Raw genomic sequence first — 11,610 nt, 5'->3', positions numbered from 1 at the left:
GAGTCTTGATCACCGTCAATTCGTGCCGGAGCGGTCCCGGGTAATAGCGACCTTCGGCCGCGCAATGTGGCCGAAGGTCGGTCAGTCATCACATGACCGGCGTCTGTACTGCCTCGCCCATCACATAGACGCTGTCGATCACACGGTCGTCGCCGAGCATGGCAAAGGCGAACAGTTGCTCTTCCAGCGTCTCGGAACGGCCGCTGCGGCGGGCAATCAGCGGCGTCGCTTGCGGATCCAGCACGATGAAGTCGGCTTCGCAGCCCTCGCTGAAGCTGCCGATGCGGTCGGACCAGCCCAGCGCCTCGGCCGCGGCGCGCGTCGCCAGATAGAACATGCGCAGCGCCGTCAGGTGGTAGCCGCCCATGCGCGCGACCTTGTGCGCGGCGTTCATGGTGCGGAACATCGAGAACGAGGTGCCGCCGCCGACATCGGTGGCCAGCGTCACGTTCAGGCGGTTGGCGTCGGACTGGTGGAAGTCGTAGAAGCCGCTGCCGAGGAACAGGTTCGACGTCGGGCAGTGCGCGACCGCGGCGCCGCTGTCGGCCAAGCGCCGGCGGTCATCCTGGTCCAAGTAGATGGCGTGGCCGTAGAACGCGCCCGGGCGCAGCAGGCCATAGCGGTCGTACACGTCCAGGTAGCTGCGCGCGTCGGGGAACAGCTCGGCCACCCATTTCACCTCGTCGCGGTTCTCGGCGACGTGGGTCTGGATGAACGCGTCAGGGTAGGCCTTTGCCAGTTCGCCGCAGGCCGCGAGTTGCGCTTCGGTCGAGGTCGGGGCGAAACGCGGCGTGATAGCGTAGGCCAGGCGGCCCTTGTTATGCCAGCGCGACATCAGGTCGGCCGAATCGCGCGCGCCGGTCTCGGCGATGTCGCGCAGGAATTCGGGGCAGTTGCGGTCCATCATCACCTTGCCGGTGATCATGCGCAGGTTGCGCTGCTCGCTCTCGGCAAACAGCGCCTCGGCCGAGGCCTTGTGCACCGTGCTCCAGACCACCGCGCTGGTGGTGCCGTTGCGCAGCAGTTCGTCGGTGAAGAAGCCGGCCACCGCGCGCGCGTATTCGGGCTCGGCAAAGCGGCGTTCCTCGGGGAAGGTGTAGGTGTCCAGCCAGTGCAGCAGGCCCGGCGACGGCGACGCGATGATGTCGGTCTGCGGGTAGTGCACGTGTGTGTCGATGAAGCCCGGCACGATCAGCTTGCCGCGGTGATCCACGACCTCTGCACCCGCCGGGATGCGCGTGGCCAATGCCTGGTAGTCGCCGGCAGCGACGATGCGGCCGGCGGTGACGATCAGCAGACCATCTTCCCAATACTGATAGGCGTCCTCGTGGAACTGCGGGTCGTGCAGGAAATGCAGCACGCGGCCGCGGATCGCGCGGGTAATGGACGGGGTCGGGGGAGTGGTCGTCATGGTCTGTCTCTCGGGACCGGCCTGCGCGCACGCGCAGGGCCGGGCTATTGCTATGCGCCTCGCTCAGGCCGCTGGGACCGTGGCGGGCGGGGACGTCGGCGTGGCCGACCAGAAGTGGTCGACCTCCGCCAGGAATTCGGCCTTCTGCATAGGAGGCAGGAAAGCCGCTTCAAAACTGTTGCGCGCGAGCTTGTGCGCATCGGCCGCATCGAGCGGCAGCGCTTCGAACGTGGCTTCCCAGTTGGCGTTCATGTAGCCGCCAAAGTAGGCCGGATCGTCCGAATGCAGCGTGACCATGACGCCGGCATCGAGCATGCGCTTGAGCGGATGCTCGCGCAGGTCCGGATGCACCTTCAGCTTCTGGTTCGACAGCGGGCACACCGTCAGCGCCACGCGTTCGCGCGCCAGGCGCTCGATCAGCGCGGCATCGTCGATCGACCGCACGCCGTGGTCGATGCGCTCGACCTTGAGGATGTCCAGCGCGTCGATGACATATTGCGCGGGGCCTTCCTCGCCGGCGTGGGCCACCAGTCGCAGGCCGAGTTCGCGGGCACGCGCGAACACGCGCGCGAACTTCTCGGGCGGGTTGCCCTGCTCCGACGAATCCAGCCCGACGCCGACAAAGCGGTCGCGGTAGGGCATCGCGGCTTCCAGCGTCGCGAATGCGTCTTCCTCGGACAGGTGCCGCAGGAAGCAGAGGATCAGGCTGCTCGAGAAATCGTATTCGGTACGCGCCTGGGCCAGTGCGTCGGCGATGCCGTCGATCACGGTGCCGATCGGCACGCCGCGCGCGGTGTGGGTCTGCGGATCGAAGAAGATCTCGGCGTGGCGGACGTTGTCGGCGACGGCGCGCTTGACGTAGTCCATCGTCATGTCGAAGAAATCTTCTTCCGTCAGCAGCACGCTGGCGCCGGCGTAGTAGATGTCCAGGAACGATTGCAGGTCGGTGAACGCGTACGCCGCGCGCAGGGCCTCGACGCTCGGGTAGGGCAGGCTTACCTGGTTGCGCTGGGCCAGCCGGAAGATCAGCTCGGGTTCGAGCGTGCCTTCGATATGCACGTGCAGTTCAGCCTTGGGAGTACGGCGGATCTTGTCCGCCAGCGCGGCATCGATGGTCATGTGGGGCCTCGGTCTTGTGGTTACGGATGCACCGTCTCCCCGTGGCTCGCGTGCAGCGCGGCGAGACGCTGGTCGCGGACCTGCAGCAACTGGGCGACGATGGCTACCGCAATCATAGCCGGAGCCTTGTCTGTGATCCCGGATACCCCCATCGGGCAAGTCATCTCCGGAAAGCGGGCCGGGTCGACACCGTAGTCCGCCAGCCGGTGCTCGAAGCGCGCGCGCTTGGTCTTGGAGCCGATCAGCCCGAAATACGCGAAGTCCGTACGCCGGAAGATCTCCTCGCACAGGGTCTGGTCGAGCGCGTGGCTGTGCGTCATGACCAGGAAATAGCTGCCCGCGGGCGCCTGCGCGACCACGGCTTCAGGCGTGTCGCTGGCCTCGGCCTCGACGTTGTCGGGCAGGCCGGCCGGGAACAGCGTGTCGCGTTCATCGACCCAGTGCACGCGGCACGGCAGGTTGGCCAGCACCTTGACCAGTGCATGACCGACGTGGCCGGCGCCGAACAGGACGACGTGCATCTCGTCGGGGACGAGGGTGTCGGTCCAGCAGCCGTTGGCTTCCAACGTGACCGACCGGATCACGGCACGGCTTTCGGTGGCGGTCACGGCGCCCTGCACAGGCACCACGCGTTGGAGTGATTTGCCCGCGGCGAAAGCGGTTTCCACGGCATCCAGCCAGCCCAGGTCATCCTTGCCGAGGATTTCGAAGCCCAGTTGCACGACCCCGCCGCAGCACTGGCCGAGCGCCGGGCCCAGCGGAATGCGCTCGATGCGGCGCAGCTGCTTGCCTTCTGCCAGCATGGCACGCGCGATATCCATGCCGCGCCATTCCAGGTGCCCGCCGCCGATGGTGCCGACCAGGTCGTTGGCGCTGACCAGCATGCGGATGCCCGGCTCGCGCGGCGCGGAGCCCTTGACTTCGACGATGGTGACCATCGCCACCGGCACGCCGGTGCGTACCATGCGCGCGGCGTCGGCGAAGCGGAAGGGTTTGAGCGGTGCGTCCTGCATGTCGGGGCCTTGGTCGTGACTGCCGGCTGGTGCCGGTCTCGTGGTCAATGCTGTGGTCGATGGTTTGCGTGCCAGCGCAGTGGCGCGCGCCTGCGCGGGCGGCCGGCCCCTTGCCCGCCCGAAAGCAGGCAAGGGGGGAAAGTCCGGCGGGCCCGGCAGGCGCGCGCGTCAGGCCGGCTGTGCAGCGCTTTCGCGCATGGCGTACACCGCATCTACGGCGTCCAGGATGGCTTCGCTGGTGGCCGGCGCGCGCAGCGGCGGGTTGACTTCATAGTCACCCACGGCGGCGATCGCGTCGCGGATCGCGAAGAACACCGAGAACGGCAGCAGCAGCGGCGGCTCGCCCACAGCCTTGGAGCGATGAATGCTGTCTTCCACGTTGCGGTTCTGGAACAGGCGCACGTTGAAATCTTCGGGGCAGTCGTTGATCGTCGGGATCTTGTAGGTGGACGGAGCGTGCGTCATCAGCTTGCCATCCTTGTTCCACCACAGTTCCTCGGTCGTCAGCCAGCCCATGCCCTGGATAAAGGCGCCTTCCACCTGGCCGATGTCGATGGCCGGGTTCAGCGACTGGCCCGCATCGTGCAGCGCGTCGGCGCGCAGCAGCTTCCATTCGCCGGTCAGCGTGTCCACCAGCACCTCGGAGCAGGCCGCGCCATAAGCGAAGTAATAGAACGGCCGGCCGTTCAGCTTCTTCTGGTCCCAATGCAGCTTGGGCGTGGTGTAGAAACCGTCCGACCACAGCTGCACGCGCGCCACGTAGGCTTCGCGGGCCAGGTCGCCGAAAGACAGGCGCAGCTCGCCGGCCACGATCAGGTCATCGTTGAAGCGCACGCTCTCCGGCGTTACGCCAGCCTTGCGGGCGGCGAACTCGGCCAGGCGCTCGCGAATCTGGCGCGCGGCGTCCTGTGCGGCCTTGCCGTTCAGGTCGGCGCCGGTCGATGCCGCGGTGGCCGAGGTATTGGCCACCTTGCTGGTGTCGGTCGCGGTCACGCGCACGCGTTCCAGGCGGATGCCCAGTTCATGCGCCACCACCATCGCCACCTTGGTGTTCAGGCCCTGGCCCATTTCGGTGCCGCCATGGTTCACCAGCACCGAACCGTCGTTGTACACGTGCACGAGCGCGCCGGCCTGGTTGTAGTGCGCCACATTGAACGAGATGCCGAACTTTACCGGCGTGATCGCGATGCCCTTCTTCAGGACCGGGCTGGTTGCGTTGAACGCTCGCGTAGCTTCGCGGCGCGCGCGGTATTCGCTCGTGGCCACCAGTTCGTCGATCAGTTCATGGATGACGTTGTCCTCCACGGTCTGGCCGTACGGCGTGACATTGCGGTCGGTCTTGCCGTAGAAGTTGGCGCGGCGCACGTCCAGCGAATCCTTGCCGACATTGCGCGCCACGTTGTCGAGGATGTACTCGATCGCGAACGCGCCCTGCGGGCCGCCGAAGCCGCGGAACGCGGTATTGCTCTGCGTGTTGGTCTTGCCGCAGTAGCCGTCGATCTGCACGTTCGGCAGCCAGTAGGCGTTATCGAAGTGGCAGATCGCGCGCGTCATCACCGGCCCGGACAGGTCGGCCGAGAAACCGGCGCGCGACACCATGTCGATCTTCACGCCTTCGATGCGGCCTTCCGTATCGTGGCCGACTTCGTAGTCGAACACGAAGTCATGGCGCTTGCCGGTGATCATCATATCGTCGTCGCGGTCCGGGCGCAGCTTGACCGGGCACAGCAGCTTCCAGGCCGCCAGCGCGGCGCAGCACGCGAACATCGCCGACTGCGATTCCTTGCCGCCAAAGCCGCCGCCCATGCGCCGGCATTCCACCAGCACCTGGTGCGCGTGCCAGCCCAGCATATGGGCCACGGCGTGCTGCATCTCGGTCGGGTGCTGGGTCGAGCACCACACATGCATGCCGTCGTTCTCGCGCGGCGCGGCGTAGGCGATCTGGCCTTCCAGGTAGAACTGTTCCTGCCCGCCCAGGCGGATATTGCCCGCATCGCGCTGCGCGGCGGCAGCGATATGCTGCTGTGGCTCGCCGCGCGTCAGGTGCATCGGCGGCAGCACGTAGCTGCCTGCCGCGTGCGCGGCCTCGGGCGACAGCACCGGCGGCAGGTCTTCGTATTCGATCACGCCCAGACGTGCGGCGCGGCGCGCTGCATCGTGCGACGTGGCCACCACCACGAAGATCGGCTGGCCGATGAACTGCACCACGTCCCGCACCAGGATCGGATCGTCGTGGATGATCGGGCCGCAGTCGTTGACGCCCGGAATGTCGTCCACGGTCAGCACATCGATCACCCCCGGCGCGGCACGCACCTTGTCGAGCGAAATCGACTTGATGCGGGCATGGGCGCGGCTGCTCATGCCGAGCGCCGCGTGCAGCGTGCCGGCCAGCTCGGGGATGTCGTCGGTATAGGTGGCGGTGCCCGCCACGTGCAGGTGCGCCGATTCATGCGGACGCGAGATGCCGACCTGCGGCACGGTCTCGTCGGCCACGCTGGCGTCGAGCAGGAAGGGTTCGGTTTGCTTGTTCATGCCGATCTCTCCTCAGGCCGTGACGGTTGCGGTGGCGCCGGCGCCAAGCGCGCGGACATTGACGGCGGATGCGGGCAGCGCATCGGCGCGCGTCTCCAGCCAGAAGCGGTACAGCAGGTTGGCGGCACCGCGTGTGCGGTACGAGGCAGTCGAACGCATGTCGGACAGCGGTGTGTAGTCCTGCGACAGTGCCGCCATGCCGGCGCGCACGGTCGCCTCGTTCCACGGCTGGCCCATCAGGGCGGCTTCAGTGGCCGCGCCGCGCTTGGGCGTGGCGGCCATGCCGCCAAACGCGATGCGCGCCTGCGTCACCACACCTTGCTCGACCGTAATGCCGAATGCAGCGCACACCGCGGAAATATCCTCGTCAAACCGTTTGGACAACTTGTAGGTCCTGAAGTGCTGCGGTCCCTTGACCGGCACGCGCAGCGCGGCGACAAACTCGCCCTCGACCATAGCCGTCTTCTGGTAAGCCAGGTAGAGGTCTTCGAGCGGCAGCGTGCGGCGCGTCTCGCCGTGTTGCAGCACCACTTCGGCGCCGAGCGCGATCAGCGCCGGCATCGAGTCGCCGATCGGCGAGCCGTTGGCGATATTGCCGCCGAGCGTGCCGGCATTGCGGATCGGCAGCGAGGCGAAGCGCTTCCACATCTCCTCGAGTTCTGGGTGCGCAGCGGTCAGTGCGGCGTAGGCCTTCTCCAGCGTCACGCCGGCGCCGATCTCGATCATGCCGTCGCGCTCTTCGACGGACTGCAGGTCTTCTACCTGGCCGATGTAGAGCAGGTTGCCGAGTTCGCGGAATTGCTTGGTGACCCACAGGCCCACATCGGTGCTGCCCGCCAGGATGCGGATGCCAGGCTCGGCGGCTTTGATCGCGCCGAACTCCGCCGCAGTGCGCGGGGCGTAGAAATTCTGTCCCTTGGCGCTGTAGCGGAAGGTCTCGCCGCGCTTGAGGTTGCGCAGCTTGTCGGCGATCTGCTTCGGGTCGAGCTTGCTGGCGTGCGGCGCGGGCAGGGCCATCATGCGCTCGCCGGCGTCGATGATCGGGCGGTAGCCGGTGCAACGGCACAGGTTGCCGGTCAGCGCGTCGCAAATCGTCTGGCGGGCTGGCGCTTCCCCGCCCGGGGTGTGCTGCTGGTACAGCGCCCACAGCGACATGACGAAGCCGGGCGTGCAGAAGCCGCATTGCGAACCATGGCATTCGACCATGGCTTCCTGCACCGGGTGCAGGGTGCCGTCGGCCTGGCGCAGGTCCTCGACGGTGATCAGCGCCTTGCCGTCGAGCGTGGGCAGGAACTGGATGCAGGCGTTGACGGCCTTGAATTCGACATCGCCGCCGTCCTGCAGCTCGCCGATCACGACGGTGCAGGCGCCGCAGTCGCCTTCAGCGCAGCCTTCCTTGGTGCCGGTGCAGCGGACGTCCTCGCGCAGGTACTGCAGTACGGTGCGGGTAACGGGGGCGTCGGATACTTCCCTGACCTGGCCGCGGTGGAAAAAGCGGATGGTTTGCGTCTCCATGGTCTTTATCTCGTTCTGTGATGGCGGAAACATAGCATTGGCGCAATTCATGCAATATTCCGCCCAGGTGATATGCCCCATCAGCATGCCCGTCCATCGGCTCGGCCGCCACGCGGATTGACCGATGGCGGGTTGCGTGACATACACTATGCGCCGTTCCCTTACCCCACGCCAGCCTGCCGGCCCAGCCCCGGCACGGCCCTTATCGCCATGCATGGACGCGACCATCTCGATACCTATTTGCTGCGGGTGCTCCACACCCTGCTGACCGAGCAGAGCGTGACCCGCACGGCCGTGCGCCTGGGCCAGTCGCAGCCGGCCATCAGCAATACGCTCAAGCGGCTGCGCGACATCACCGGCGACGCTATTTTGGTGCGGGGCAAGAACGGCATGGTGGCGACCGAGCGCGGGCGCGAACTGCTCGAGCTGGCCGAGCAGAGCCTGGCGGCGATGGACCGCATCGCCCGTCCGCCGCAGCAGTTCGACCCGGCCACCACCACGCGCACGTTCCACCTTGGCGCACCGGACTACCTCGATGCCTTCTTCCTGCCCAATATCGTCGAGCGCATGCGCCGCCTGGCCCCGGGCGCCAAGCTGTTCGTGCATCCGATGACTTCGTCGGGCGACTTCCTCGAAGACCTGGAGCAGGGGCAACTGGACATCGTCGTCGGCAACTGGCTGTCGCCGCCCGAACACCTGCATATCTCGCCGCTGTTCGACGACGAGGTGGTCTGCATGCTGGGCGGCCAGCACCCGCTCGCGCGCAAGGGGCTGACGCTGAAGCACTACCTTGAGATGCCCCACCTGGCGCCGGCGCCCTATGCATCGATGCAGCGCAGCATGATCGACCAGGCGCTCGCCGAACAGGGCTACAAGCGCAATATCCAGGTGACGCTGCCCTATTTCGGGCTGGTGCCGTATGTGCTGATGAAGACCGATATGGTGTTCACCACCGGACGCCAGTTTGCTGCGCACTATGCGCAGTACCTGCCGATCCGGATGGTGCCTGCGCCGGTGACGTTTCCGCGCATGCGCTTCTACCAGCTCTGGCACGAACGCTGCCACGCCGCGCCGGATGTGATGTGGATGCGCAGGATGATTGCGGAGGTCGCCGCCGATCTGCCGCAATTGCCGCGGCTGGAGGCCGAGGCGGGTTGAAGCGGAAAAGGAGAGGCAGCGCCGGACGGTCCTGTCTCCGCACTAAGCGGCGTGACCGGCTTACTTGCTGGCCTGCGTGGCCTTGTAGTCCGGGAAGAACAGCTGTTCGCCTTCCACCTTGTAGCCAGCAATGGCCTGCTGGCCTTCCGGCGAGGTAATCCACTCCACCAGCTTCATCGCGTCGGTGTAGTTGGTGCCCGGGTGCTTGGCCGGGTTCACCGCGATGATCCCGTACGGATTGAACATCTTCGGATCGCCCTGCACGGCGATCGCCAGCCCCGTCTTGGCACGATACGCGCCGTAGGTGGCGCGGTCCGACAGCGTATAGCCGGGCATCTGCGCGGCCATGGTCAGGACCTCGCCCATGCCGAGGCCTGCATTGACGTACCAGGGCTGTCCCTTCGGCTCAACGCCGATTTGCTTCCAGTAGTCCTTCTCCATCACGTCGGTGCCGGAATTGTCGCCGCGCGAAATGAATTTGCTGCCGCTGCCCGCCAGCTTCCGAAAGCCCGCGAGCACGTCCTTGCCGCCCTTGATGCCCGCCGGATCGCTGGCCGGGCCCACCACGATGAAGTCGTTGTACATGACGTCGCGGCGGTTGACGCCATAGCCGGCCGCCATGAATTCGTCTTCCATCTTGCGCGCGTGAACGAGCAGTACGTCCACGTCGCCCATCTCGCCCATCTTCATGGCCTTGCCTGAGCCCACGGCAATGACCTTGATATTCACGCCTGTCTTCTGCTCGAACTTCGGCAGCAGGTACTTGAGCAGCCCCGAGTTCTCCGTGCTGGTGGTCGTGGCAAGCTTCAGTTCTCCGGCCTGCGCGGCGGAAAAGGCGACCAGGCAAAGGACGCCGACTACGACGGGAAGCTTCCGGAATGCAGTCCGTGACATATAGGGTTCCTTGAGTTATGTCTATAAAAACATAATTGCCATGCCTTGGCAGGTCATGGAGAATGCACAAAACTACATGAAAAACGGGGTGATTCATTGTGGTCGAAGCACATTCAGGATGTAAATATGCAAGGCGGAACATATGAACTTCCGTTTTGAGTTATTTCCGGTGATTGCGGAGGATGACAACCCGCGTGCCAATGCCAAGGTGTTCCAGTTGCTCAAGGCTGTGCGCGAGACTGGTTCGCTGCATCGCGCCGCGCGCGAGATCGGCTTGTCCTATCGCCACGCCTGGGGCGTGATGCGGGCGTGGGAGGACATGTTCGGACGCCCCGTGCTCGACATGGAACGTGGCCGCGGCGCGTCGTTGACGCGTTTCGGCGAACGCCTGCTGCGTGCCGAATTGCGTCTGCGAGAAACCATCGACCCTGCCGTGCAACGCGCCATGGCCGAGTTCGCCGCGGAACTTGACGACGCGTCCCAGCCCCAGACCTGCGTGCATTTTTCCGGCAGCCACGATCCCGCCATCGAGGTGCTATCCGGCGCCATCCGGGAACAGACGGCCGGGCTCCAGATCGACACGGTGTTCTGCGGCAGCGTCGAGGGACTGATCTGTCTGCAGGAACGGCAATCGGAACTGGCCGGTTTTTATGTGTCGCCGGTGCAGACAGCGGGGTCCGTCGCGCACCTGACACTGCGCAAGTGGCTGCGGCCCGCCTCGGTGCGCCTGCTGCGCCTGGCGTGGCGTGAACAGGGCCTGATCGTGGCGGCCGACATGGTTGGCAAAATCCATTCGCTGCGTGACCTGGTCAGCACCCGGACACGCTTCATCAACCGGCAGCGCAGTTCCGGCACGCGCATGCTGTTTGACCAGCTCCTGGCTGCCGACGGGCTCTATCCGGATCAGATCACCGGCTACGACGAGCCCGAATTCAGCAACGAAAAGGTGGCTGAAGCCGTGCATGCCGGGCGTGCTCAGGTCGGCTTCGGGTTGCGCATGAATGCCGAGGCGCTGGGCCTGGGTTTTGTGCCGCTCACGCGCGAGGCGTACTACCTGGCGCTGCGCAAGAACGACCAGACCGCGGGCTGGATGCCGGGCCTGCTGGGTTTGCTGGCCGATCCCGCGTTCGCGCGGCGCATCGAGGCATTGCCGGGCTACGCCATGGCGGAGCCCGCCGGCATCCTCACGCCGCAGGAAGCGTTGCCGTGGTTCGGCCCCGACGGCAAGGAGGGCGGCTGATCCGCTGGCGGCCGGGCCTGATTGCAGGCGCGGGGTTCGCGCTACACTCCTTGGAGTGCCCTGAGCCATTGTTCCGCCATTGCAAGGAGCCCCATGCTGGAAACCGCCGCGCTGGCCGCAGGCATGTCCTGGGCCAGCGGCTTTCGCCTCTATCTCGCAGTCCTGACCGCCGGCGCGCTGTCGCGGCTGGGCTGGCTGCACCTGCCGCCGGGGTTGCACGCGCTGGAGTCATGGTGGGTGATCGGCGTGGCGGCGGTGCTCGCGCTGGCGGAGTTCATCGCCGACAAGGTCCCCGGCTTTGATTCGGTCTGGGACGGCATCCATACCTTCATCCGTATTCCTGCCGGTGCCATCCTTGCGGCCGCGGCGTTCGGCCAGATGGACCCGCAGTGGATGGTCGCGGCCGGGCTGGTCGGCGGAACCCTTGCCGGCACGGCCCACGTTGCCAAGGCCGGCACGCGCGCGCTGATCAATGTCTCGCCGGAACCGTTCTCGAACTGGGCGGCCTCATTCACCGAGGATGTCACGGCAACCGGCAGCCTGCTGCTGGCCTTTTTCCTGCCGGTGCTGTTCCTGATCCTGCTGGTAGTTTTCCTGGTAATTGCCGTCTGGCTGCTGCCCAAGCTCTGGCGCGGCGTGCGCCGCCTGCATGCCACCTTGCGCAACCGCACGGATAGCCCGCGACCGCCCGCAAGACGAACCTGACCGCCTGTCTGGCCGCGCGCCGC

At 66.2% G+C, this 11,610-nt stretch carries 9 protein-coding genes; 3 read left to right on the top strand and 6 right to left on the bottom strand.

From position 1 onward, the window contains the following. Positions 1-88 precede the first annotated feature (88 nt). The 5 genes from guaD to xdhA form a co-directional block, all read right to left on the bottom strand. Positions 89-1,411, bottom strand: coding sequence for a guanine deaminase (guaD, locus tag AC3FKH_RS12045; RefSeq protein WP_488675770.1), 1,323 nt, complete (start codon positions 1,409-1,411; stop codon positions 89-91). A gap of 63 nt (positions 1,412-1,474) precedes the next feature. Next, positions 1,475-2,530 carry an adenosine deaminase gene (locus AC3FKH_RS12040; RefSeq protein ID WP_488675769.1) on the bottom strand — a complete coding sequence of 352 codons (1,056 nt, stop codon included), beginning with the start codon at positions 2,528-2,530 and terminating at the stop codon, positions 1,475-1,477. Positions 2,531-2,550: 20 nt separating this feature from the next. Next, on the bottom strand, positions 2,551-3,543 hold the full coding sequence (gene xdhC, locus AC3FKH_RS12035; RefSeq protein WP_488675767.1) for a xanthine dehydrogenase accessory protein XdhC: 993 nt from the start codon (positions 3,541-3,543) through the stop codon (positions 2,551-2,553). Between the two features lie 168 nt (positions 3,544-3,711). Then, positions 3,712-6,075 carry a xanthine dehydrogenase molybdopterin binding subunit gene (gene xdhB, locus AC3FKH_RS12030; protein WP_488675765.1) on the bottom strand — a complete coding sequence of 788 codons (2,364 nt, stop codon included), beginning with the start codon at positions 6,073-6,075 and terminating at the stop codon, positions 3,712-3,714. A gap of 12 nt (positions 6,076-6,087) precedes the next feature. After that, the gene (gene xdhA / locus AC3FKH_RS12025) at positions 6,088-7,590 is read right to left on the bottom strand and encodes a xanthine dehydrogenase small subunit (protein ID WP_488675764.1); all 1,503 of its coding nucleotides are present in this window, start codon (positions 7,588-7,590) and stop codon (positions 6,088-6,090) included. Between the two features lie 210 nt (positions 7,591-7,800). Here xdhA and AC3FKH_RS12020 point away from each other — a divergent pair, with 210 nt between their 5' ends. Beyond that, complete coding sequence (locus AC3FKH_RS12020; RefSeq protein WP_488675762.1) at positions 7,801-8,748, top strand: LysR substrate-binding domain-containing protein; 948 nt, start codon at positions 7,801-7,803, stop codon at positions 8,746-8,748. 60 nt (positions 8,749-8,808) lie between these two features. Here AC3FKH_RS12020 and AC3FKH_RS12015 read toward each other — a convergent pair whose 3' ends face one another. Continuing rightward, positions 8,809-9,642, bottom strand: coding sequence for an ABC transporter substrate-binding protein (locus AC3FKH_RS12015; protein ID WP_488675760.1), 834 nt, complete (start codon positions 9,640-9,642; stop codon positions 8,809-8,811). A 142-nt stretch (positions 9,643-9,784) separates the two neighbouring features. Here AC3FKH_RS12015 and AC3FKH_RS12010 point away from each other — a divergent pair, with 142 nt between their 5' ends. Next, complete coding sequence (locus tag AC3FKH_RS12010) at positions 9,785-10,882, top strand: substrate-binding domain-containing protein (RefSeq protein ID WP_488675758.1); 1,098 nt, start codon at positions 9,785-9,787, stop codon at positions 10,880-10,882. A 93-nt stretch (positions 10,883-10,975) separates the two neighbouring features. Next, a complete protein-coding gene (locus AC3FKH_RS12005; RefSeq protein WP_488675756.1) occupies positions 10,976-11,587 on the top strand; it encodes a DUF4126 domain-containing protein in 612 nt (203 codons plus the stop codon). The last annotated feature ends 23 nt before the right edge of the window (positions 11,588-11,610 follow it).

It is taken from the genome of Cupriavidus sp. 21MJTG02-4 (assembly GCF_057798975.1).
The sequence above is the reverse complement of the archived record's forward strand: the minus strand, read 5'-3'. Positions and strand labels throughout refer to the sequence as shown.

Excerpts from the sequence above, each read along its gene's own strand:
- guaD (WP_488675770.1), bottom strand. The coding sequence starts at position 1,411 with ATGACGACCACTCCCCCGACCCCGTCCATTACCCGCGCGATCCGCGGC.
- AC3FKH_RS12040 (WP_488675769.1), bottom strand. The coding sequence starts at position 2,530 with ATGACCATCGATGCCGCGCTGGCGGACAAGATCCGCCGTACTCCCAAG.
- xdhC (WP_488675767.1), bottom strand. The coding sequence starts at position 3,543 with ATGCAGGACGCACCGCTCAAACCCTTCCGCTTCGCCGACGCCGCGCGC.
- xdhB (WP_488675765.1), bottom strand. The coding sequence starts at position 6,075 with ATGAACAAGCAAACCGAACCCTTCCTGCTCGACGCCAGCGTGGCCGAC.
- xdhA (WP_488675764.1), bottom strand. The coding sequence starts at position 7,590 with ATGGAGACGCAAACCATCCGCTTTTTCCACCGCGGCCAGGTCAGGGAA.
- AC3FKH_RS12020 (WP_488675762.1), top strand. The coding sequence starts at position 7,801 with ATGCATGGACGCGACCATCTCGATACCTATTTGCTGCGGGTGCTCCAC.
- AC3FKH_RS12015 (WP_488675760.1), bottom strand. The coding sequence starts at position 9,642 with ATGTCACGGACTGCATTCCGGAAGCTTCCCGTCGTAGTCGGCGTCCTT.
- AC3FKH_RS12010 (WP_488675758.1), top strand. The coding sequence starts at position 9,785 with ATGAACTTCCGTTTTGAGTTATTTCCGGTGATTGCGGAGGATGACAAC.
- AC3FKH_RS12005 (WP_488675756.1), top strand. The coding sequence starts at position 10,976 with ATGCTGGAAACCGCCGCGCTGGCCGCAGGCATGTCCTGGGCCAGCGGC.